This window comes from Pseudodesulfovibrio mercurii (assembly GCF_000189295.2).
GTDB lineage: Bacteria > Desulfobacterota > Desulfovibrionia > Desulfovibrionales > Desulfovibrionaceae > Pseudodesulfovibrio > Pseudodesulfovibrio mercurii.
Map to the genome: position 1 here is coordinate 1,912,418 of NC_016803.1, position 21,833 is coordinate 1,934,250.

The following is a 21,833-nucleotide window of genomic DNA, read 5'->3' on the forward strand; positions in this document are numbered from 1 at the left end:
CGTCGGCTAGTTCAGCATGGTGCCGATGCGGTTGAAGCGGATGTCGGTCAGGGAGCCCCAGGACCAGTAGATGACCAGGGCCTTGCCCACGATCTTCTGGCGCTTGACCGGGCCCCACCAGCGGGAGTCGTAGGAGCCCTCGCGGTTGTCGCCCATGACGAAGTACGTGCCTTCGGGGACGACCACCGGGCCGAAGTTGTCGCGCACGGGCAGGGTGTCCGCCTTGGTGTGCAGCACGTAGGGCTCGTCGAGCGGCTGGCCGTTGATGTAGACCACCTTGTTGCGCACCTCCAGGGTCTCGCCCGGCAGGCCGATGACGCGCTTGATGAAGTCCTTGGACTCGTCCTCCGGGAAGAGGAAGACCACGATGTCCCCGCGCTGCGGGTCGCCGGTCTTCATCAGCACCTTGCCGTCCGTGGTGTCCAGCCAGATGTCCGAGGGCAGGCGCACGTCGTAGGCGAACTTGGAGACCAGCAGGTGGTCGCCGATCTGGAGGGTGTCGAGCATGGACCCGGACGGGATCTTGAAGGCCTGGACGATGAAGGCGCGGATGATGAAGGCCAGCAGCAGGGCCACGACAATGGCCTCAAGGGTGTCACGAAACGATTTGAGCGAACTTTGAGTCATGGGATTCCTTGTTGGGAGGGCCGACTAGTCCTCGTCGGCTTTCAGTACGGACAGGAACGCTTCCTGGGGGATTTCCACGTTGCCCATGCGGCGCATGCGTTTCTTTCCCTCCTTCTGCTTTTCCAACAACTTGCGCTTCCGGGTGATGTCGCCGCCGTAGCACTTGGCGGTGACGTCCTTGCGGAAGGGAGCGTTGCGTTCCTTGGCAACGATCTTGTTGCCGATGGCGGCCTGGATGACCACCTCGAACATCTGGCGCGGAATGCTGCGCTTGAGCTTGAGCGCGAGCGAGCGGCCGATGCGGGCGGAGTTCTCACGGTGCACGATGCAGGAGAAGGCGTCCACGGGGTCGCCGTTGATCAGGATGTCCAGCCGGACCAGGTCGGCCTCGCGATAGTCGATGACCTCGTAGTCCAGGGAGGCATAGCCCTTGGTGGAGGACTTGAGCTTGTCGAAGAAGTCGTACATGACCTCGGCGAAGGGCATCTCGTAGGTGATGACCACGCGGGTCGAGGTCAGGTAGGCGATGTTCTTCTGGATGCCCCGCTTTTCCTCGCACAGGGCCAGGACCGCGCCCACGAACTCGTTGGGCACGTGCACCTCCAGGCGCACGTAGGGCTCGCGGATGGCCTTGATGCGGGTCGGGTCGGGCAGCTTGGACGGGTTGTCGATGGTCAGCTCCTCGCCGGTCACGGTCAGGACCTCGTAGATGACCGACGGGGCCGTGGTGATCAACCGCGCCTCGAACTCGCGCTCGAGCCGCTCCTGGATGATCTCGATGTGCAAAAGCCCCAGGAAACCGCAGCGGAAGCCGAAGCCCAAGGCCTGGGAGGTCTCGGGCTCGTAGGTGAAGGCCGCGTCGTTGAGCTGGAGCTTTTCCAGGGCCAGCTTGAGGGTCTCGTACTCGCTCGGCTCCACCGGGTAAAGGCCGGAGAAGACCATGGGCTTGACCGGCTTGAAGCCGGGATACGGCCTGTCCACCGGGTTGTCGGCCAGGGTGATGGTGTCGCCCACCGGGGCGTCGCCGAGCTCCTTCATGGAGGCGCACAGGAAGCCGACCTCGCCCGGCCCCATCTCCTTAATGTCCTTGGCCTCGGGCATGAACGCGCCCAGCCGGGTGACCTCGAACTTCTTGCCGCTCGAGAAGATCATGATGCGCTCGCCCTTCTTCAGGGTGCCGTCGATGATCCGGAAGAGGACCACCACGCCCTGGTAGGAGTCGTACCAGGAGTCGAAGATCAGGGCCTTGAGCGGCGCGTCCGGATCGCCCTTGGGCGGCGGCAGCAGGTTGACCACCGCGTCCAGGACCTCGCCCACGTTTTTGCCGGTCTTGGCCGAGACCATGATCGGGTGGGAGCAGTCCAGGCCGATGACCTCCTCGATCTCGCGGGCGATGCGCTCGGGGTCGGCGCTGGGCAGGTCGATCTTGTTCAGCACCGGGATGACCTCGAGGTCGTGATCCAGGGCCAGGTACACGTTGGCCAGGGTCTGGGCCTCCACGCCCTGGGTGGCGTCCACCACCAGGAGCGCGCCCTCGCAGGCCGCCAGGGAACGCGAGACCTCGTAGGAGAAGTCCACGTGGCCGGGCGTGTCGATGAGGTTGAGGATGTACTTGGTCCCGTCGTGGTCGGTGTACGGGATGCGCACGGTCTGCGCCTTGATGGTGATGCCGCGCTCGCGCTCCAGCTCCATCTTGTCCAGGTACTGGTCCTTTTTCTCGCGGTCGCCGACCATGCCGGTGATCTCGAGAATGCGGTCCGCCAGGGTGGACTTGCCGTGGTCGATGTGGGCGATGATGCTGAAATTGCGTATTTTATCGATCTTGCTCATGATTTCCATTGGTAATGGGAATTTCCGCCGGGCAGGGGATAAGACCCCAGTCCTCCGGGCGTCGGAATGGTCTTGTAAGGCATTTGCACCCGCCTGTCCAATATATATGGGCCACGTTCGAAGACGAAAAATCGGGTCCGGGCTGGTCCGAATTCGGGTTCCGGCCGAAAACAAACCGTTTTTCCGGCGGCTTTGCCGAGCAATCGTCTATTTTCTGCGCCCCCCTTGTTGCAATGGCATTGAAGTGATACGTTTGCCCCAAACGTAAAATCCACGCCCGGCCGGAGGTCGCGCCGGGCGCATGCGTAAGGAGTCTTGGACATGTCTGCGAGCAAAGCGGTATTGGCCGACCTGCTGACCGAGGCCGGCGTGGCGGTGGACGGCGATCATCCCTGGGACATCAGGGTCTCGGACGAGCGCCTTTTTCACGATATCCTGCTCAGGAAGAACCTGGGGCTGGGCGAGGGGTACATGCGCGGCTGGTGGAACTGCGACCGCGTGGACGAGTTCATCTGCCGCGTGCTCAGGACGGGCGCGGAGAACCGGGTGCGCGACTCCTGGCGGCTGGTGGTTAAGGCCCTGCCCGCCCTGGTCTGCAACCTGCAGAGCCTGTCCCGCGCCAGGGTGGTGGCCAGGCGTCACTACGACCTGGGCAACGACCTGTTCCAGGCCTTCCTGGACCCCCACCTGCAATACAGCTGCGCCTACTACAAGGGCATGGACGGCAGCCCGGACAACCAGTCGGACGAGGCCGTGGCCCGTGACCTGGAAACGGCCCAGGAGGCCAAGATGCGCCTCATCTGCGACAAGCTGGACCTGCAGCCGGGGGACCGGGTCCTGGACATCGGCTGCGGCTGGGGCGGCCTGGCCCGGTTCATGGCCGAGGAGCGCGGCTGCTCCGTGGTGGGCGTGAACATCTCGAAACGGCAGATCGCCTTCGGGCGCGAGTTCTGCGCCGGGCTGCCCGTGGAGATACGCGAGCAGGACTACCGGCGGCTGAACGAGTCCTTCGACAAGATCGTCTCGGTGGGCATGTTCGAGCACGTGGGCCCCAAGAACTACGCCACCTTCATGCGCACCGTGGCCCGCTGCCTCAAGCCCGACGGCCTGTTCCTGCTGCACACCATCGGCAGCAACACCAGCGGACCGGGTTTGGACCCGTGGATCGCCACCTACATCTTCCCCAACGGCTGCCTGCCGTCCATCGCCGAGGTCGCCAAGGCCACGGAGAAACACTTCGTCATGGAGGACCTGCACAACTTCGGCCCCTACTACGACCGCACCCTGATGAGCTGGCTGCGCAACTTCCGCCGCGCCTGGCCCAGCCTGCGCGGCGCCTACGGCGACCGCTTCAAGCGCATGTGGGAATACTACCTCCAATCCTGCGCCGGGGCCTTCCGGGCGCGGGACATCCAGCTCTGGCAATTCCTGTTCACGCCCATCGGCCGAAAGCAGCCGGAGTGCCGGTTCGGGTAGGACCGCTTCACCCGGCAGGACGAGGCGGTGGACCAGTCGGCCCGGCTCCCCGCCCGCAAAAAAGCCGCCCGGAGGCGGCTTGAGAAATGACGTCCGGCGGGCGGAGCTAGGGCAGGTATTGCTTCAGGCGCTCGGCGATGAAGGCCTGGATCTCGGCCAGGCGGGCCTCGTCGGCGGGCTTGACGGTCTGGGCCTTGGCGGCGATGGCGTCCTCGGAAAGACCGCTCATCATGCCGATGGCGAACTCGTCCACCTCCTCGTCGGCCGGGACCAGGCCGCAGCCGCCCACGCCGCCGATGACCTCGCCGTCGACCACCACGGGCACGCCGACCCTGACCATGCCCGCGTCGCAGTATTCCACGAACGGCTCGCCCTCCTTGAGCAGCTGGGTGAACATCTGCCCGGCCGTGGCGCAGATGGCCGAAAAGCCCTTGTCGTCGTCGCGGATCGCCCGGCACAAATCGTTGCCCCAGGTGGAGCCGAAGAGCCGGTGGCCCTCCCCGTCCATGATGTCCGCGTTCAGGCCGAAGCGGTCGTGCAGGTCCTGCTGCAGCCTGACCAGTTCCTCTTCCGGTACGAGATCCTTGAGCGTCATGCGAAACTTCCCGTTAACGTTGTTCTGGCGTAAAATCCTACCTCGTTTACCGGGAATCGCCGGGCTTCGCAAGGGACGCATGCGCCTCGGATTTTGGTTTCCAGTCCGGCCAAAACCCGCTAGAACATGGGGCGGAGAACGACCATGACCAACACGTTCAAGGACAAACTGCGCGGCATGACCTTCGGGGTGCCGTGGAATATCGCCCTGCTCACCCTGGGCTCCTTTCTCATCGCCTTCTCGGTCAAGGCCGTGGCCGTGCCCCATGGCCTGCTCACGGGCGGCATCTCCGGCATCTCGCTGCTGTGCTACTACGCCTTCGGCGGGCTGACCACGGGCCAGTGGTACTTCGCCCTGAACCTGCCCGTGTTCGTCCTCGGCTGGGTCTTCGTCAGCAAGCGGTTCTTCTTCTATTCCCTGTACGGCATGGTCGCCTCGTCCGTGTTCATAGACGCCATCCCCTACGCCCTGCACATGCAGGACATCTGGCTCGCGGTCATCACCGGCGGCGGGATCATGGGCGCGGGCGTGGGCATCGCCCTGCGCTCGCTCGGTTCCACCGGCGGGTCCGACATCCTGGCCGTGATCTGCAAGGAAAAGTTCAACATGTCCATGGGCTCCTTCGAGTTCTGGTTCAACATGCTCGGCTTCATCGGCGGCTTCGTCTACCTGGACATGAACATCGTCTTCTACTCCATCGCCATGACCTTCGTCATCGCCTTCGGCATCGAATACGTGCTCGGCCTGTTCTCCGAGCGCAAGATGGTCCTGATCGTCTCGGACCACCACGCCGCCATCAACGCGGCCATCCTGACCGACCTGGACCGGGGCGTGACCATCCTGGAGGGCACGGGCGGCTACACCGGCGAGCCGCGCAAGGTGATCATGACCATGATCTCGTCCATGCAGCTCAAGGAGCTTGAGGAGCTGGTCTACACCATCGACCCGGACGCCTTCTTCATCATGGGCTCGCGCTTCCACGTCCAGGGCCAGGGCTTCTCGTCGAGGAAGGTGTACTAGATGATCTTCTCGTCCGAGAAAAAGGAGACCCGGCCGCCCCGGACCATCGGACTGATCACCGACTTCGGCCTGACCGACCCCTACGTGGGCCAGGTCAAGGCGGTCCTGGCGCGCAAGGCCCCCGGCTGTCCGGTGGTGGACATATCCCACGGCGTGGCCCCGTTCAACGTGGCCCAGGCCGGGTTCTTCCTGGCCGCCAGCTACGAGCATTTCCCCAAGGACGCCATCATCCTGGCCGTGGTCGATCCCGGCGTGGGCACGGACCGGCGCATCGCCTGCCTGGAGATCGGCAACCGGCTGCTCCTGGCCCCGGACAACGGCCTGCTCACCCTGGCCCTGAACCGCACCTGGTCCGAGGTCCGGGCCTATGACCTGACCAAGGCCATGGACGCGCCCAGAAAGGTCTCGCACACCTTCCACGGCCGCGACGTGTTCGCGCCCCTGGCCGCCTGGCTCGCCCTGGGCGGCAGGCCCGAGGGCGTGGGCGCGGAGCTGGACCCCGCCGACCTGGTCACCCAGACCTGGTCCCACCCCGTGATCGAGGCGGGCCGCGCCCTGGGCCACGTGGTCCACATCGACCGCTTCGGCAACTGCGTGCTCAACCTGGAGGCGGGCAGCCTGGGCACCCCGGCGGGTCTGCGCATGGAATCCCCGTCGGGCGGGCCCCTGGCCTATGCGGTCAAGTACGCGGACATGCCCGAGGGCGAGCCCGGCCTGCTCGAAGGCAGCCAGGGCTTCCTGGAACTGGCCGTGAACCAGCGGTCCGCCGCGAAACGATTCGGCCTGTCCATGGGCGACCCCGTGGAACTGGCCTGGGAGGCGTGACATGCCGCGCGACTTTTTCGATACCCTCGGCTTCCTGACCCGGCTGGCCCCGGCCCGGGTCATCCCGGACACGGCCATGAACCGGTGCATCCGCTGGATGCCCGTGGCCGGACTGGTCCTCGGCCTGGTCATCGCCCTGCCCCTGCGCCTGGGCCTGTTCGCCGACTCCCCCTGGATTCAGGCCTGGCTCCTGGTCGCGGCCTCCATCTACCTGACGCGCGGCCTGCACATGGACGGCCTGGCCGACGTCTGCGACGCGGTGACCACCCATGCCGATCCCGCCCGGTTCTGGGAGGTGGTCAAGGACAGCCGCACCGGGGCCTTCGGGGCCATGGGCCTGGTCATGGCCCTGGCCGGGCAGGTCATCCTGTTCCACGCCATGCTCGCCAGGGGCCAGTACTGGGCCGCGGCCTGGGCCTTTGTCCTGGGCCGGGCCGCCGCGGTCTGGCTGGCCTACCACGTGCGCCATCTGGTCCGCCCCGGGCTGGGCAAGCTGTACATCGACGGGGCCACCCTGGGCGTGGCCCTCATCGCCACCCTGTTCACCTTCGCGGCCGGGTGGCTCATGGCCGGATTCGCCGCCACCCTGGCGTCCACGGTCATCGCCACCCTGCTGCTGCTGGGCCTGTACCGCCTGGCCGAGCGGGTCGGCGGGGCCAACGGCGACTTCCTGGGCTGCGCCGTGATCCTCGGCGAACTGGCCGCAGGACTCGGCTTCGCCCTGGTCATGTGACCCGTCCCCGCGCCCGTCGGACGCATCTTTATAATTCTTAATATATCGAAGGCCGATTCCGGCCCGCGCCTTGCTGTTTCCCACGGTTGAGTTGCCATGGGCAATTCTTGCCACCCTCAACCTTCAACCAAAGGAGTACAGCATGAGCATCTCGGCAGTGAGCGGTTCCAGCTCTTCCTTCGGGCTGGCGGAGATGATGCAGGTGCGGCGCAAGGAGCCGGACCCGGATGAAATGGCCGCGTCCATCGTGGAGAAGGACGATCAGGACGGCGACGGCTTCCTCAGCCTGGCCGAAACGCCCCTGGACGAGGACCGGTTCAACGAGATCGACGCCGACGGCGACGGGCTGATCTCGGCCGACGAACTGAGCGCCGACGCCCAGGAACACATGTCCGAAGCGCCGACCGGCATGGCGGGCATGGCCATGGGCGGTTCCGCCGGTTCGCAGTCGTCCTCCGGCTCCGGCTCCAGCGACGAGTCCTCGGACGAGGAGTACGACCAGTACGACCTCAACGAGGACGGCGTGGTCACCCTGGACGAGTTGATGCAGGCCCTGAACCAGGGCGACACCAGCGTGCAGGCCCTGTTCCAGAACATGGACGGCGGGTCCTCGGCCCTGATCCAGCGGCTGGCCAGCGAGGCCTACCAGGCCCAGATGGAGGCCTAGCAAACGGCTACGGACCGCCTGCACGGCCCGCCCGACACCATCTCCCTCAGGGAGGAGAGAGATGCGTGCCGGGGCCGATCTCTCCTTGGCAAGAATCCCCCTCCCCGATAGGATGCCATCGTAAACTGACATCCCGGAGGATTCCATGCCGACCCGCCTTTCGTCCCCGACCACCCGACGCTTGCCCCTGGCCGCCCTGTTCCTGGCCCTGCTCCTCGTGCTGCCCGGCTGCGCGCCCAAGATCAAGATATTCGCCTCCCAGGCCACCGAGCCCCTCAAGGAATACGTGGTGGACGGCGAGGGACCGGGCAAGATCGCCCTCATTCACCTGCGCGGCTTCCTGTCCACCGAGCCCGCCCAGGGCATGCTCCGCTCCCAGCCCAGCGCGGTCCAGGAGCTGGTCAACAACCTCAAGCTGGCCGAGGCGGACGACCAGGTCGGGGCCGTGGTCGTGGCCATCGACTCGCCCGGCGGGACCACCACCGCCTCGGACGTGCTCTACCACGAGCTGACCGCCTTCAAGCAGCGCACCGGCAAGCCCGTGGTCGCGGCCATGTTCGACGTGGCCGCCTCGGGCGGATACTACGCGGCCCTGCCCGCCGACTGGATCGTGGCCCACCCCACGACCATCACCGGGTCCGTGGGCGTGGTCTTCATGCGGCCCAAGCTGAACGGGCTCATGGACAAGGTCGGCGTGGACGTGGAGGTCTCCAAGTCCGGCCGCGACAAGGACATGGGCTCGCCCTTCCGGCCCACCACCCCCGAGGAGGAGGCCCTGTTCCAGGGCATCATCGACGACATGGCCGCCCGGTTCTACGCCCTGGTCCAGGAGCACCGCCACCTGACCCCGGCGCACCTCGAAACGGTCAAGACCGCCCGCGTGTTCACCGCGAGCCAGGCCCTTTCCATCGGGCTCATCGACCAGATCGGCTACGTCCAGGACGCGTTCGCCAAGGCGCGCGACCTGGCCGGGCTCGACCCGGAGTGCAAGGTAGTCACCTATCGGCGGGACATGTATCCCGACGACAACCCTTACAACACCTTGGACTCGGCGGAGCCGTACAAGCCGAGTCTGCTGGGGGTGGATGCGGGGTTTGTGCTGCCGCCCAGGGCGGGGTTCTGCTACGTCTGGGAGGGCGGGGTTACGAGGTAGGCGATTCGGCCTCGCCGCGACCTGATGAGTGCGCCTGCGGCGCTGCCAGAGAGCGCGCCTGCGGCACTGCTTGAAGAGCGCGCCTGCGGCGCGAGAGCCGGGAGGGAGCTGCGCTCCTCCCTCCGAGAGCCAGTGAGGCGGTTGCACCGCCACAGCTTCCATGCCCTCCCGGCGGGGTCCATTTTTTTGCTGGCCCAAAAAAATAGACGAAAAAAAGGGCCTTGCGGGGGGAGCGGCCGCCCGGGGAGGGGTCGCAAGAATCCGATCCGCTCGGGGCGGCTCCATCTGATCAAAAGTATAGAGCGTCTCCCGGAGCGGGATGGCCCCTTTTGGGTGAGACCGAACTTCGGTGGGACAAGAGCCGCCACCCCTTCGCGGTCGGCTTCTACGCGCCCCCTCCAGGGCTGGTTGGGAGATTGAGGTGCGGTGGGACGCGGGAGGGCGTGCGTTTTGGCGGGGCCGAGAGCCGCTGTCGAGTGCCGGGGGCACCCGAATCGCTCCAGTGGGCGCGAGTTGGGGGAGTGTGGGGTCGGAGATGCGGGCCGAGGGCGGAAGTTTGCGTTGGAAGAGCCCTGAAAGGGGGATGGGATGCGGTGAGCTTTCCTACTTCTCCCGCGACGCGCTTCATCTGAGTCTCAGTGTGCTGCCGCCAAGGCGCTCCGCCACACCCCTGTCGCTAGCGCGGCCCAATTTTTCTCACCCCGCCTCTTCGTACCCGGCCATCCGTACCGGCCCACTCCTTCCAGCCGAAGACCGGTAATCGACGGCGGACCCTAGAGCCCGTGTCCGGCGGCGAAAGCGCGGGTTTGAGCGCGTCTGCGCGGCAGACATTCGCTCACAACCAGCGAAAGCCGCCTACGGGCTCTTGGGTTCGTCGACGCGCGGCAGCACCGCAGCGCAATTTTTGCTTCCTTTTTTCTGCGCCAGCAAAAAAGGAAGTCGCCGTAAAGGCGAAATACGATGTAACGAAAACAACCCAAAGCCCCGACGCGGATGCGCGGACAAATCCAAGGAGTTTCTCCCTCCCAGGCCCGCTGCAAGGCGAGCTACAACAACCCCGCCGCGCCAGCGCGGACAACTTTTCGACCTCAGACCTCTTCGTACCCGGCCATCCGCCCCGGCCCACTCCCCACACCCGAAGAGCGGTAGTCGGCGGCGGACCCTAGAGCCCGTGTCCGGCGGCGAAAGCGCAGGTTTGAGCGCGTCTGCGCAGCAGACATTCGCTCACAACCAGCGAAAGCCGCTTACGGGCTCTTGGGTCCGTCGGCGGGCGGCAGCACCGCAGCGCAGTTTTTGCTTCCTTTTTTCTGCGCCGGCAAAAAAGGAAGTCGCCGTAAAGGCGAAACACGATGTAACGAAAACAACCCAAAGCCCCGACGCGGATGCGCGGACAAATCCAAGGAGTCTCTCCCTCCCAAGCCTGCCGCAGGCGATCCGCCACAACCCCGCTCGCGCCAGCGCGGACAACTTCTCGACCTCAGACCTCTTCGTAACCGGCCATCCCCCCCGGCCCACTCCTCGCACCCGAAGAGCGGTAATCGGCGGCGGACCCTAGAGCCCGTGTTCGGCGGCGAAAGCGCGGGTTTGAGCGCGTCTGCGCGGCAGGCATTCGCTCCCAACCAGCGAAAGCCGCCTACGGGCTCTTGGGTCCGTCGGCGCGCGGCAGCACCGCAGCGCAGTTTTTGCTTCCTTTTTTCTGCGCCAGCAAAAAAGGAAGTCGCCGTAAAGGCGAAATACAATGTAGGGATGACAACCCAAAGCCCGGTCGCGAACGCGCGGCCATTCTCCCGCCCCCCCCCAGGCCCGCCGCCAAGCGATTCCCCCTCCATCTCGTGTTGCAAGTGGCGGGACGTTGTCGTAGGGTCATGGCTTCACCCGAATTCCAAGGAGTTTCCCATGCAAGTCATTTCCAGCCAGATAGCGGGGTACATGGAGCGGTCCTCCTGGATCCGCAAGATGTTCGAAGAGGGCATCGCCCTGAAGAAAAAGTACGGCGAGGACGCGGTCTGCGACTTCAGCCTCGGCAACCCGGACCTGCCGCCGCCGCCCGCCATCAAGGCCGGACTCCTGGAGCTTGCCGAGGAGGCGGACAAGCCGTTCTTCATGGGCTACATGCCCAACTTCGGCTACCCCGACGTGCGCGCCAAACTGGCCGACGCGGTCTCCAGGGAACAGGGCGTGGACGTGCCGCCCGAGGCCCTGGTCATCACCTGCGGCGCGGCCGGGGCGCTCAACTCGTTCTTCCGGGCCGTGCTCGAACCCGGCGACGAGGTCATGACCCCGGCCCCGTTCTTCGTGGAGTACGCCTTCTACTGCGAGAACCACGGCGCGAAACTCACCCCGGTCCCGGCCAAGCCCCTGACCTTCCAGCTCGACCTGGAGGCCATGGACAAGGCCATCACCGACAAGACCCGCGTGGTCATGCTCAACTCGCCCAACAACCCGTCGGGCGCGGTCTACGACAAACCCTCCCTGGAGGCGCTGGCCGCCATCCTGGAGAAACACAACGCCAAACGGGAGCGGCCCATCTACATCCTGGCCGACGAACCCTACCGGTTCCTGGCCTTTGACGGCGCGGTCGTGCCGAGCCTGCTGCCCATCTACAAGTACACCGTGGTCTGCTCGTCCTTCTCCAAGAACCTGTCCATGGCCGGTGAGCGCATCGGCTATGCCCTGGTCAACCCGGCCATGGAGGACATGGCCACCGTGGTCGGCGGCGTGACCCTGGCCAACCGCATCCTCGGCTTCGTCAACGCCCCGGCCCTGGCCCAGAAGCTCATGGCCAAGGCGCTCGGCTCCGGCGTGGACATCTCCATCTACGACCGCCGCCGCAAGGCCATGGCCCAGGTCCTGGACAACGCGGGCTACGAATACACCATGCCCAAAGGCGCGTTCTACTTCTTCCCCAAGGCGCCCGGCGGCGACGACATCAAGTTCTGCGCCGCGCTCACGGAGGAAAAGGTCCTGGCCGTGCCCGGTTCCGGCTTCGGCTACCCCGGCTTCTTCCGCCTGTCCTTCTCCGTGGAGGACAAGATCATCCCCCGCTCCCAGCCCGGCTTCACCGCCGCCATGGCCAAATTCAAATAGCAGCCGTTCGACAATAAAAAGGCGTGGACGCGTGTTGCGCGTCCACGCCTTTTTTTTCGCCTCCGACGGCCGGGGGAAGGGGGAAAGGAAACCCTTTGCAAAGGGCTTTCCTTTCCCCCTTCCCCTGAACCCCCATCCCCCATTCCTTCCTAAACTTTTTGTCGCCGCTACGCGGGGTCATAGCGCGCAAGAGCACCCTCTTCCACCCACCGTTCCAACACGTCGCCGTGACAAATTCCTTGTCCCCCGTCCCTCCCGGCGGCGTGGGCAATCGTTACGAAGGGTTCACGCCGGGCGGCCCCCCGCCGATTCCTCCGCGCAACACCTCCCCCCTCTCCCGCTTTCCACACGAAAAAGGCGCGTCCCGTTGCCGGGGCGCGCCTGGTTTTCCCGAGGGGGAGGCTGGGGTTAGAAGTGTTCGAAGTCGTCCTGGTCGGACCCGCCGGAAGAGGCGGTCAGGGCCGGGGCGGGGGTACGGGTGGCCACGGTGCGCTTGGCGGACCGGGCGTAATTGGCGTCCCGGCGCAGCTGGAAGTAGGCCACGGTCTGCTGGAGCTGAATGGCCTGTCCGGAGAGTTCCTCGGAGGTGGAGGAGGTCTCTTCGGACGCGGCGGCATTCTGCTGGATGACGCGGTCCAGTTCGGTGGTGGCGGTATTGATGTCCCGGGCCCCGGAATTCTGTTCCTGGGTGGAGGCGGTGATTTCCTGGATGAGGTCCGAGGTCTTCTTGATGTCCGGGACGAGCCGTTCGAGCATCTTTCCGGCGCGGTTGGCCACGGTCATGCTGGAGGCGGACAGCTCGCTGATTTCGGCGGCGGCGATGCCGGACCGTTCGGCGAGCTTGCGCACTTCGGCGGCGACCACGGCGAAGCCCTTGCCGTGTTCACCGGCGCGGGCGGCCTCGATGGCGGCGTTGAGGGCCAGGAGGTTGGTCTGGCGGGCGATCTCCTCGATAATGGAGATCTTTTCGGCGATGTCGCTCATGGCGTTGACGGCCTCGGCCACGGCCTCGCCGCCCTCCTGGGCGTCCTTGGCGGCCTGTGCGGCCAGAGCCTCGGTCTCCTTGGCGTTGGCTGCGGTGGCGTTGATGCTGGAGCTCATCTGTTCGATGGCGCTGGACAGCCGTTCCACGCCTCCGGCCTGGGCGGTGGCGCCCTGGGCCAGGGCCTCGGCGGTGGCGGACAGTTCCTCGGCCCCGGAGGCCACGTTCTCGCTGCCGGACTGGATGTCTTCGACGACCTTGCCGATGCTGTCCACCATGGCCTCGAACGAATCGCGCAGCCGGGCCAGTTCGCCGCTGAAGCGGCCGGTGAAGTCCACGGACAGGTCGCCGTGGCTGACCAGCTCCGACTTCTCGACGATGATGCCGAGCGGCTTGGACACGAGCCTGCGGATGATCACGAAGACCAGGGCGAGGATGACGATCAGGGCCACGCCGCCCGCCAGGATCAGGCGGTATTGGAGCTGTTCGGCCTCATGGAGGAAGTCGGACCGCTCGGCGGACAGGGCCACGATCCAGCCGGTGCGCTTGACCTGGCCGAAGGCCATGTACTTGACCGCGCCCTGCCATTCGTACTGGATGAAGCCGTTCTTCTGGCGCAGCCCTTCCTGGATGAAGCTCTTGTCGGAGAGGTCCTTGAAGATGAGCGAGGCGTCCGGGTGGGCCAGGATCTTGCCGGTGGAGTCATACATGTAGCAATAGCCGTTGTCGCCGACCTTGATGGGCGCGAGGTAGTCGGAGAAGGCCTCGCCCAGGACGGACATGCCCACGTAGCCGACGGTCCGGCCGTCGCGCTTGACCGCGCGGACAAAGGCGACGCGCGGCTTGTTGGTGGCCGGGGACAGGCTCACTTCGGAGATGAACTCGTCCTGGCCGTCGGTCATGATCGCCTTGTAATAGGGCCGGGAGCTGTAGTCCTGACCCCGGCCGTCCTTGTTGGTGGTGACCACGCTGATGCCCTTGGCGTCGTGCACGAACAGGGATTCGAGCATGGGGTCCTGGGCCTTGGCCCTCTGGAGCCAGGCCTCGGCCTGTTGCCAGTCGCCGTCCGCGGCGGCCTCGATGACCTCGGCCGAGGTGGCGGCCAGGCCGAGGAAGCGCATGCGGTCCTCGATCCAGCCGTCCAGGGTGGCGGTGACGCTGCGCGTGTTCTGGCTGAGGGTCTTGTCCACGATGGACAGGGTCAGGTCCTTGGTGCCGATGGATACGGAAATCAGGAAAAAGACGACCAGGGCCAGCATGAACAGGGCCAGCATGGCCACCAGCCGCTGTCCGATCCCGACATTGGAAAACTTCATGATATCCCCCTTGGTTTATAGTCCGTATCAATCATATATGCATATTTGTCACGCCTGCGCCATTATTCCTTAAGGAACCCATCAAATTTATAAAGATCACGCCGACGCGTTATAGAGGGCATGAACCGGCCCACGAGGAGGCGCGCCCGCGGGTTGAAAAATTTGGCCCTGCGCCCCCCTTCCCTGGAAAAAGTTTAAATTCTTGTACCGATGTCCGTCCCAACGACCGGGTTCTGTGGCTGGCAACTGTGCGTGCAACATACTTGAATAATATGACAAAAAAATTTTATTACTTTCCTTTCGAGATTTGGCACGGCCAGTGCAATAAGATAGGCATCTTCCTTCTTTTGCACCGAGAAAGTCACAGGCCTCCGCAAGGAGGCCTTTCTCGTTTTGGGGGACGGGAAGGTTTCGAAAAAGGCGCGGGGCGTTTTTCGGGCGCAAAAAAGCCGGTCCGGGCAACCCCGAACCGGCTCTGTCGCGGGCCTGGCGGGCCCGGTTATTTCTCGTAGACCGCGCCGCGCGAGGCCGAGGTGACCAGCTTGGCGTAGCGCCGCAGGAACGGCGACTTGATCTCCTTGACCACGGGCTTGTGGGTCTTGCGGCGTTCGGCCAGTTCGGCCTCATCCACCAGCAGGGTGATCTTGCGGGCCGGGATGTCGATCTCGATGCGGTCGCCCTCGCGGATCAGTCCCACCGGGCCGCCCGCAGCGGCTTCGGGCGAGACGTGGCCGATGGCCGCGCCGCGCGTGCCGCCGGAGAACCGGCCGTCGGTGATCAGCGCCACGGAGCCGCCGAGCCCCATGCCGGAGATGGCCGAGGTGGGGGTGAGCATCTCGCGCATGCCGGGGCCGCCCTTGGGGCCTTCGTAGAGGATGACGACCACGTCGCCGGGCTTGATCTCGTTGCCCAGGATGGCAGCCACGCCCTCCTCCTCGCTGTTGAAGACCCTGGCCGTGCCGGTGTTGTGCATCATCTCCGGGGCCACGGCGGACTGCTTCACGCAGCATCCCTCGGGGGCGATGTTGCCGTACAGGATGGCGATGCCGCCCTCCTCGGAGTAGGGGTTGTCGATGGGCCGGACGATCTCGTGGTTGGAGACGTGCGCATTGAGGTCCTTCAGGTTCTCGCCCAGCGTCTTGCCGGTGACGGTCATGACGTCCAGGTTGAGCAGGTCGCGCTTGGCCAGCTCGGACATGACGCCGGGGATGCCGCCCGCCTCTTCCAGCTCCTCCATATAGTGGGGACCGGCCGGGGCCAGCTTGCACAGGTTCGGCGTTTTCATACTGATTTCATTGAACATCTGTAGTGAAAGATCAAGTCCGGCCTCGGCGAACAGGGCGGGCAGGTGCAGGGTGGTGTTGGTGGAGCAGCCCAGCGCCATGTCCATGGTCACGGCGTTGTGCACGGACTTTTCGGTAACGATGTCGCGCGGACGGATGTTCCGTTCGAGCATCTCCATGACCTGCATGCCCGCCTTCTTGGCCAGCCGGATGCGGGCGGACATGACCGCCGGGATGGTCCCGTTGCCGGGCAGGGCCAGGCCGATGGACTCGGACAGGCAGTTCATGGAGTTGGCCGTGAACATGCCCGAGCAGGAGCCGCAGGTGGGGCAGGCCCCGGCGGTGTACGCCTCCAGTTCCTCCTCGGTCATCTGGCCCGCGCGGACCTTGCCCACGCCCTCGAACACGGTGATCAGGTCCGAGGTGCGCTTGTGTCCGGCCAGCATGGGGCCGCCGGAGACGATCACGGCCGGGATGTTCAGGCGGAGCATGGCCATGAGCATGCCGGGCACGATCTTGTCGCAGTTGGGAATGCAGACCAGGGCGTCGAAGGGATGCGCCGTGGCCATGATCTCCACGGAGTCGGCGATGATCTCGCGGCTGGGCAGGGACATCTTCATGCCCTCGTGGTTCATGGCCAGGCCGTCGCATACGCCGATGGCAGGAAATTCCATGGGGGTGCCGCCCGCCATGCGGATGCCCGCCTTGACGGCTGCGGCGATGGTGTCCAGATGAATGTGCCCGGGAATGATCTCGTTCTGGGCGTTGCATACGCCGATGAGCGGCCTGTCCATTTCTTCCCTGGTCAGCCCGTCCGCATACAGCAGCGAACGGTGCGGGGCCTTCTCCAATCCACCAGTCATCTTCTTGCTACGCATCGAAATACCTCTCGGGTTACGGAAATTCGGGCAGTCAGTTCACTACCGATCAGGGCGGCCTGTCAACTTTTTTCATTTTTCTGAATTTTTTTGCGCTCATTTCGGCGCTCCCAGACGTCTATATAAGGAAGGACCGTGACATCTTCCCAAGGAGCACACCACATGAACCGGATTTTCAAGCCCACCCACTCCCCAGAAGACTGGCGCGAATTTCTCGCAGCCCCTGAAAAACATTGGAAAAACGGCCACTCGGCCAAGGAACTGGCCTATGCCTGGGAGCGGGCCGAGGGGTGGCCCCCGGAGATCGCGGACCTGTTCGCCGGCCACCCGGAGTTCGCGGACCTGGAGATGGCCCTGGCCATCCCCGAGTACACGGTGGACCTGCCGGGCGGCGGCAGGCCGACGCAGAACGACCTCTTCGTCCTGGCGCACGGCCGGGCCGGGCTGGTCGTCATCATGGTCGAGGGCAAGACGGCCGAGACCTTCGGCCAGCCCCTGGGCCGCTGGCGGCAGGACGCCTCGCCGGGCCGCAAGCGGCGGCTGGCCTACCTGCAATCCGTCCTGGCCCTGCCGGGCAGGCTGCCGGACACGGTGCGCTACCAGCTCCTGCACCGCACGGGCTCGGCCCTCATGGAGGCCGCGCGCTACCACGCCCGGGCCGCCATCCTGCTGGTCCACTCCTTCAGCCCCACCCATCAGTGGTTCAACGACTACGCGTCCTTCCTGGACCTCTACGACGTCAACGCCAAGCTCGGCCAGCTCCAGCCCGTGACCACCTTTACCCACGTCCCGTTGTATGCGGGCTGGGTCACGGGCAGAGGAGTGGCGGGCTGACGGGTGAGGCTTCGACCTTATTACCTCTGGAAAAGAAAATCAGGTTTTGGAGGCCGCTTCGCGGCGATTATCGGGTGATTTCGCCTCCGGCGGGCAAGGGCTCGTACCCTTGCATCCCATATATGCGCCTTCGGCGCGACTTTTCCCGCTCCGCAAACGAAAAAAGCCCCGGCAGGCGAAAACTGCCGGGGCCTCGTTTTTTCTCTTAGGAGGAGAAGGTTGAGGGTGTCGGTCTGCGATCTATTCTAGCGGCTCGAGGAGAAGGTGCCGCTGGGGAACATGCGCGTGGGCTTGGTTACGGCCGAAGTGTTCTCGGGCACGACCATCTCGGCGTCGATGTCGCCGATGTGCTCGCGGTAGGCGATGATGTCCTGGACCGTGCACATGGCCATCTGGTGCTTGATGGCGAAGGCCACGATCTCGTGCAGCTTGGCCATGGTCCCGTCCGGGTTGGTCAGCTCGCAGAGCACGCCGCAGGGCGCAAGCCCGGCCAACCGCGTCAGGTCCACCGTGGCTTCGGTGTGGCCGCCGCGCTCCAGCACGCCGCGCGGCCTGGCCGCCAGCGGGAACACGTGGCCCGGGCTGTTCAGGCTCGCCGGGGTGGCGTCGGGCGCGATGGCCGCCTTGATCGTGGTCAGACGGTCGGCCGCCGACACGCCCGTTGTCACGCCCTCGGCCGCCTCGATGGAGATGGTGAAGGCCGTGTTGTAGGCGCTGGTGTTGTTTTCGACCATCATGGGCAGGCCGAGGGACTTGATCTTCGCCTCGGTCAGGCAGAGGCAGACGATGCCGCTGCACTCGCGGATGAGCATGGCCATCTGGGGCACGGTCAGGGTCTCGGCGGCGAAGATGAGGTCGCCTTCGTTCTCCCGGTCGGCATTGTCCGTGACCAGCACGCCCTGCCCCTTGCGCAGGGCCTTGAGCGCTTTTTCGACCCGCGAAATCGGGCCACCGAACTGTTTGAGGATTGGCTGATCCATCATGAATCTCCTTACAGGATTATGAATGAATCAGGGCGCTTGGACAGGCGGACGGACGCAAGCGCGCCCGTCGTGACGCCGTCTCGCTCGCGCGGTCGCGCTGGCAAGGGGACGCCGGACTGCCTCATTCTCTTCACTCCGGACTGTTACCGTCGGCCCCGGATTCGCACCGGGTCTGCTGGACCCCCTCCACCCGGAGGGGCGCTCGCGGGCTCACCGGCAAAGCCGGATCACCGCCGGTGGGGACTTCCACCCCGCCCTGAGAACAAGTTGCCCTAGGCATAAGACCGAACTGACCGGGAAGTCAACCAATACCGGCACATTTCATAGGGGTTTTCCGGGACCGGCCGGGGGACGGGGCGCAACCGGCCGAAGACATGGACGTTTCCAGGAACGGGAAAAGCGTCGAGGGCGGGGCGACGGCTCAAAAAGACGGCCCGGCCGCCTTGCTCCCCCGCGCTTTTCCGTGTAGTGCTCACAGCCATGCATGAAATGTCGATTGTCGAATCCATCCTCGGCATCCTGCGCGAAGAGATGGTCAAATACGACGGCCAGAAGCTCAAGAAGGTGACCCTCAAGAACGGCCAGCTGGCCGGGGTGGTCACGGAGTCCCTGCAATTCGCCTGGGAGGCGCTCATTCCCGGCGGCGAATTCGACGGGGCCGAACTCGAAATCATCGAGGTGCCGGTCAAGGTGGCCTGCGGCGAATGCGGCGAGGTGTTTCGCCCGGACCACACCCGGTGCATGCCCTGCCCCAAGTGCGAAGCCCTGCTGGGCCACACGGTGCTGGAAGGAAAGGAACTGCTCATCGACTCCATCGAAGTGGACGACCAGCAATAACGACAAGGAGTGACCATGTCCAAGGAAGTGACCATAGTCCGCAACGTCCTCGAGGCCAACGACCGTCTGGCCGAAGAGCTCCAGAACAAATTTCGGGTCAAGAAGATCCTCTGCCTGAACCTGATGAGTTCGCCGGGCGCGGGCAAGACCACCCTGCTCGAACGGACCCTGACCGACCTCAAGGATGAATTCAAGATGGCCGTCATCGAGGGCGACCTGCAGACCGACAACGATGCCCAGCGCGTGGCCGCCACCGGGGCCCAGGCCGTGCAGATCAACACCGAGGGCGGCTGCCACCTGGATTCCGGCATGGTCATGGACGCCCTCAAGGCCATCGACACCGACGGCCTGGACATCCTGTTCGTGGAGAACGTGGGCAACCTGGTCTGCCCGGCCGAGTTCAACGTGGGCGAGGACTACAAGGTCACCCTGCTGTCCGTGACCGAGGGCGACGACAAGCCCGAGAAGTACCCGTTCATGTTCCACATCTCCGCGGTCATGCTCCTGAACAAGGTGGACCTGCTGCCCTACGTGGATTTCGACCTGAAAAAGGCCGAGGCCCACGCCAGGAAGCTGAACAAGGACATCCAGGTCATGCCCATCTCCGCCCGCACCGGCGAGAACATGGACCAGTGGTACGCCTGGCTGCGCGAGAAGCGCGCCGAGAAACTGTAAGCAGAGAAAATTTTCCGTCGCAATTCAATCCGTCCATAGTGACACTAACTCTATGGTCGACTGATAGTCGAGAAAACATACAATTGCGCCATGTTGAAATGGCTAAAAGTCAATAACAGAAAGCCGTCTTTGACGGTTTTCTGTTGTTTTGCATTAAGCTGTGGAGGCAAGACTCTAACGGAGGGCTGGTTGCCAGGGTTGACAAAATCAACTTAGGGCCGAATGCCTTTATATTTGTCATACTTTGCCCTCAAATATAACTGCTGGACAGCTGTGTTTTCGATATCAGCACCAAAGCGATCTATGGAGGAATAGACAAAATCAACAACTTCGATCGCATACCTTTGGGGTATGTCTATCAGTTCGCCATGAGCGATTGCGCACCTATTCATTACGAGTTCATTAATAAAGGGTGCTCGTTGTGACCAATGTTCGGAGTACTCCATTCCAATAATTGAACATATGTTTTCAAAAACGTCGGAGTTAAGGTTTGATTCTGTATCAATCGCAGGTGCCTCTGAGTATTTTAACCCTTCTAGTACCTCCGATTTATAAAATCGGATCAAATCAAGATGAGGGGCAATACGCTTGGTAGCCAAAACAGATGTATTAATTTTATTTTTACAACAAATTGCGTGAAAATTATCGGTCATGTCTGAAACTGCTGGTTTTAAATGTGTGAGATATGTCAAGTATGACATTGCACTATGTTTAATAAAACCTTCCCAGTGTGCATAGGCGAACACAACAGAAGACCTAAAAAAGAACTGACGAAATCCAACCCTTCCATCAGAAATGAGGCTTTTGTGAGTTATTAATTCTTTTTTCCGTTTAGCACTATTTGCTGCTAAACAATTAATTAACTCTTCTAGCGATCTTATTTTCATTGTTGGAAAAGACTTACCCCAAACGCAATTGTCTGAGGTATTCTTGTTGAAGCTCTTACGCCTGATCCCACAGACTTACCAAGTCCTTCTGTTATCTTCCCCCAAAGCTCTTTATGCTTTTCCTGGAACTCATCGATATTAGGCTCACTACCTCCACGAAGGATGTGAATCCCTAACCCTATGGCGACAACTTCGAAAATTGATATTAACGAAGCACCGTAATACACTTTTTTATCTGGATTGTATTTGCGGAATGAATTCTCCCCCAAGGCTGCATCTAAAAATGTAAACACTTTGGTAAACACATCCAGCACACTATGCAATTGGTTATGATCATTTATGATTTTTAATATTGCAGTTGTTAAATAGTCGCCAAGTTCGCTTATACCTGCTAAATCCTCGTAAGATGATAATGCCAAGACAATAAATCGTGTTACCAATTCAAGGTCATATGATTCATTTATCTGTTTTTCCGAGAACAGGAATGAGCCCTTAAAAGCATCCAAGCTGGCCATGTCTTGCATCCAAGTCAAGGCGTCTTTATTCGTCATCAATATTATGCAATTTCTAACTTCTTGATCGGTTGCGTTTGAGCCGCCAGTATTCAATCTTTGAAATATTTCGTACTTTGCAATAGCATCACTTGATTTTTTTATTATCGATATATCAATTCTTGATCGTTTGATTTTAATTCTTGCTGCTTCTGGAAGTTCAATGTTGTCATCATCATTTTCTTCGACACTCCACCTCTTTCCTTCTAAGTCAGGGAGATATCTTGTCTTTACTAAAGTAAGGGGTGGCTTCTTATTGCCGTTTTCATCCACATACTCGCCCATCACCTCTAGAACAGTTGACAACCTTTGAAGACCATCAATAACCTCCCATTTTGAATCCTCTTTTTCAGCAACAAAAACGGGTGGTATTGGTATTCCCAAAAGAAATGACTCGATTAGCTTGGACTTTTGCTCCAGCTCCCATCTGAAAAATCTTTGGAATTCTGGGTGAATATCTATTTCTTTGTCCTTATACATTGTGACCAATTCATTGATCGACATTGAATAAGAGTCCGCAGAGACTGTTGCGGAATGTTGCTCAATTTCATCTATAAGCGGCATTTGGGATTCCTCTGTTTTATTTTTTTGTAT

At 62.6% G+C, this 21,833-nt stretch carries 18 protein-coding genes and 1 riboswitch; of the genes, 10 read left to right on the top strand and 8 right to left on the bottom strand.

Annotated features, from left to right (window positions below; all coding sequences use genetic code 11):
- Positions 1–6: 6 nt before the first annotated feature.
- Positions 7–627: a signal peptidase I gene (gene lepB, locus DND132_RS08700; protein WP_014322353.1), complete on the bottom strand. Its 621-nt coding sequence runs from the start codon at positions 625–627 to the stop codon at positions 7–9.
- A gap of 24 nt (positions 628–651) precedes the next feature.
- Entirely contained in the window at positions 652–2,457 is a 1,806-nt protein-coding gene (gene lepA / locus DND132_RS08705; RefSeq protein ID WP_014322354.1) for a translation elongation factor 4, read from the bottom strand.
- Positions 2,458–2,778: 321 nt separating this feature from the next.
- Between lepA and cfa the strand changes: the two genes are divergently transcribed.
- Positions 2,779–3,933: a cyclopropane fatty acyl phospholipid synthase gene (gene cfa / locus DND132_RS08710; RefSeq protein ID WP_014322355.1), complete on the top strand. Its 1,155-nt coding sequence runs from the start codon at positions 2,779–2,781 to the stop codon at positions 3,931–3,933.
- A 106-nt stretch (positions 3,934–4,039) separates the two neighbouring features.
- On the opposite strand, the gene DND132_RS08715 is transcribed toward cfa, so the two are convergent.
- Positions 4,040–4,528 carry a PocR ligand-binding domain-containing protein gene (locus DND132_RS08715; protein ID WP_014322356.1) on the bottom strand — a complete coding sequence of 163 codons (489 nt, stop codon included), beginning with the start codon at positions 4,526–4,528 and terminating at the stop codon, positions 4,040–4,042.
- 144 nt (positions 4,529–4,672) lie between these two features.
- Here DND132_RS08715 and DND132_RS08720 point away from each other — a divergent pair, with 144 nt between their 5' ends.
- The 6 genes from DND132_RS08720 to DND132_RS08745 all read left to right on the top strand — a co-directional run bounded on the left by DND132_RS08720 (position 4,673) and on the right by DND132_RS08745 (position 12,013).
- A complete protein-coding gene (locus DND132_RS08720; protein ID WP_014322357.1) occupies positions 4,673–5,548 on the top strand; it encodes a YitT family protein in 876 nt (291 codons plus the stop codon).
- Positions 5,549–6,373 carry an SAM hydrolase/SAM-dependent halogenase family protein gene (locus tag DND132_RS08725; RefSeq protein WP_014322358.1) on the top strand — a complete coding sequence of 275 codons (825 nt, stop codon included), beginning with the start codon at positions 5,549–5,551 and terminating at the stop codon, positions 6,371–6,373.
- 1 nt (position 6,374) lies between these two features.
- Positions 6,375–7,106, top strand: coding sequence for an adenosylcobinamide-GDP ribazoletransferase (locus DND132_RS08730; RefSeq protein ID WP_014322359.1), 732 nt, complete (start codon positions 6,375–6,377; stop codon positions 7,104–7,106).
- A 142-nt stretch (positions 7,107–7,248) separates the two neighbouring features.
- Complete coding sequence (locus DND132_RS17645) at positions 7,249–7,773, top strand: EF-hand domain-containing protein (RefSeq protein WP_014322360.1); 525 nt, start codon at positions 7,249–7,251, stop codon at positions 7,771–7,773.
- 145 nt (positions 7,774–7,918) lie between these two features.
- Complete coding sequence (gene sppA, locus DND132_RS08740) at positions 7,919–8,926, top strand: signal peptide peptidase SppA (RefSeq protein WP_014322361.1); 1,008 nt, start codon at positions 7,919–7,921, stop codon at positions 8,924–8,926.
- A gap of 1,896 nt (positions 8,927–10,822) precedes the next feature.
- Positions 10,823–12,013 (top strand): pyridoxal phosphate-dependent aminotransferase, encoded by a 1,191-nt coding sequence (locus DND132_RS08745; protein ID WP_014322362.1) that lies wholly within the window; start codon positions 10,823–10,825, stop codon positions 12,011–12,013.
- Positions 12,014–12,421: 408 nt separating this feature from the next.
- On the opposite strand, the gene DND132_RS08750 is transcribed toward DND132_RS08745, so the two are convergent.
- Together DND132_RS08750 and ilvD are read right to left on the bottom strand one after the other, a co-directional pair.
- Positions 12,422–14,311: a methyl-accepting chemotaxis protein gene (locus DND132_RS08750; protein ID WP_014322363.1), complete on the bottom strand. Its 1,890-nt coding sequence runs from the start codon at positions 14,309–14,311 to the stop codon at positions 12,422–12,424.
- A 499-nt stretch (positions 14,312–14,810) separates the two neighbouring features.
- Positions 14,811–16,472, bottom strand: coding sequence for a dihydroxy-acid dehydratase (gene ilvD, locus DND132_RS08755; RefSeq protein ID WP_014322364.1), 1,662 nt, complete (start codon positions 16,470–16,472; stop codon positions 14,811–14,813).
- Positions 16,473–16,634: 162 nt separating this feature from the next.
- On the opposite strand from ilvD, the gene DND132_RS08760 reads away from it, so the two are divergent.
- Entirely contained in the window at positions 16,635–17,306 is a 672-nt protein-coding gene (locus tag DND132_RS08760; RefSeq protein WP_014322365.1) for a DUF6946 family protein, read from the top strand.
- Between the two features lie 245 nt (positions 17,307–17,551).
- Here the strand turns inward: DND132_RS08760 and ribB are convergent, their stop codons facing one another.
- On the bottom strand, positions 17,552–18,286 hold the full coding sequence (gene ribB / locus DND132_RS08765; protein WP_014322366.1) for a 3,4-dihydroxy-2-butanone-4-phosphate synthase: 735 nt from the start codon (positions 18,284–18,286) through the stop codon (positions 17,552–17,554).
- Positions 18,287–18,408: 122 nt separating this feature from the next.
- Positions 18,409–18,557: riboswitch (FMN riboswitch) on the bottom strand.
- 221 nt (positions 18,558–18,778) lie between these two features.
- On the opposite strand from ribB, the gene DND132_RS08770 reads away from it, so the two are divergent.
- Both DND132_RS08770 and hypB read left to right on the top strand, forming a co-directional pair.
- Complete coding sequence (locus DND132_RS08770; protein WP_014322367.1) at positions 18,779–19,126, top strand: hydrogenase maturation nickel metallochaperone HypA; 348 nt, start codon at positions 18,779–18,781, stop codon at positions 19,124–19,126.
- 15 nt (positions 19,127–19,141) lie between these two features.
- Positions 19,142–19,801 (top strand): hydrogenase nickel incorporation protein HypB, encoded by a 660-nt coding sequence (hypB, locus tag DND132_RS08775; protein WP_014322368.1) that lies wholly within the window; start codon positions 19,142–19,144, stop codon positions 19,799–19,801.
- Between the two features lie 212 nt (positions 19,802–20,013).
- Here the strand turns inward: hypB and DND132_RS18235 are convergent, their stop codons facing one another.
- Positions 20,014–20,688: an MAE_28990/MAE_18760 family HEPN-like nuclease gene (locus tag DND132_RS18235; protein ID WP_014322369.1), complete on the bottom strand. Its 675-nt coding sequence runs from the start codon at positions 20,686–20,688 to the stop codon at positions 20,014–20,016.
- The gene (locus DND132_RS17995; protein ID WP_014322370.1) at positions 20,685–21,803 is read right to left on the bottom strand and encodes a DUF262 domain-containing protein; all 1,119 of its coding nucleotides are present in this window, start codon (positions 21,801–21,803) and stop codon (positions 20,685–20,687) included. Before DND132_RS17995 ends, DND132_RS18235 begins: the two co-directional genes overlap by 4 nt.
- Positions 21,804–21,833 lie beyond the last annotated feature (30 nt).

Coding starts and splice junctions, on each gene's coding strand:
- DND132_RS18235 (WP_014322369.1), bottom strand. CDS start 20,688: ATGAAAATAAGATCGCTAGAAGAGTTAATTAATTGTTTAGCAGCAAAT.
- DND132_RS08715 (WP_014322356.1), bottom strand. CDS start 4,528: ATGACGCTCAAGGATCTCGTACCGGAAGAGGAACTGGTCAGGCTGCAG.
- DND132_RS17995 (WP_014322370.1), bottom strand. CDS start 21,803: ATGCCGCTTATAGATGAAATTGAGCAACATTCCGCAACAGTCTCTGCG.
- DND132_RS08760 (WP_014322365.1), top strand. CDS start 16,635: ATGAACCGGATTTTCAAGCCCACCCACTCCCCAGAAGACTGGCGCGAA.
- cfa (WP_014322355.1), top strand. CDS start 2,779: ATGTCTGCGAGCAAAGCGGTATTGGCCGACCTGCTGACCGAGGCCGGC.
- DND132_RS08750 (WP_014322363.1), bottom strand. CDS start 14,311: ATGAAGTTTTCCAATGTCGGGATCGGACAGCGGCTGGTGGCCATGCTG.
- DND132_RS08770 (WP_014322367.1), top strand. CDS start 18,779: ATGTCGATTGTCGAATCCATCCTCGGCATCCTGCGCGAAGAGATGGTC.
- ilvD (WP_014322364.1), bottom strand. CDS start 16,472: ATGCGTAGCAAGAAGATGACTGGTGGATTGGAGAAGGCCCCGCACCGT.
- ribB (WP_014322366.1), bottom strand. CDS start 18,286: ATGGATCAGCCAATCCTCAAACAGTTCGGTGGCCCGATTTCGCGGGTC.
- DND132_RS08730 (WP_014322359.1), top strand. CDS start 6,375: ATGCCGCGCGACTTTTTCGATACCCTCGGCTTCCTGACCCGGCTGGCC.
- lepA (WP_014322354.1), bottom strand. CDS start 2,457: ATGAGCAAGATCGATAAAATACGCAATTTCAGCATCATCGCCCACATC.
- DND132_RS08725 (WP_014322358.1), top strand. CDS start 5,549: ATGATCTTCTCGTCCGAGAAAAAGGAGACCCGGCCGCCCCGGACCATC.
- DND132_RS08745 (WP_014322362.1), top strand. CDS start 10,823: ATGCAAGTCATTTCCAGCCAGATAGCGGGGTACATGGAGCGGTCCTCC.
- hypB (WP_014322368.1), top strand. CDS start 19,142: ATGTCCAAGGAAGTGACCATAGTCCGCAACGTCCTCGAGGCCAACGAC.
- DND132_RS08720 (WP_014322357.1), top strand. CDS start 4,673: ATGACCAACACGTTCAAGGACAAACTGCGCGGCATGACCTTCGGGGTG.
- DND132_RS17645 (WP_014322360.1), top strand. CDS start 7,249: ATGAGCATCTCGGCAGTGAGCGGTTCCAGCTCTTCCTTCGGGCTGGCG.
- sppA (WP_014322361.1), top strand. CDS start 7,919: ATGCCGACCCGCCTTTCGTCCCCGACCACCCGACGCTTGCCCCTGGCC.
- lepB (WP_014322353.1), bottom strand. CDS start 627: ATGACTCAAAGTTCGCTCAAATCGTTTCGTGACACCCTTGAGGCCATT.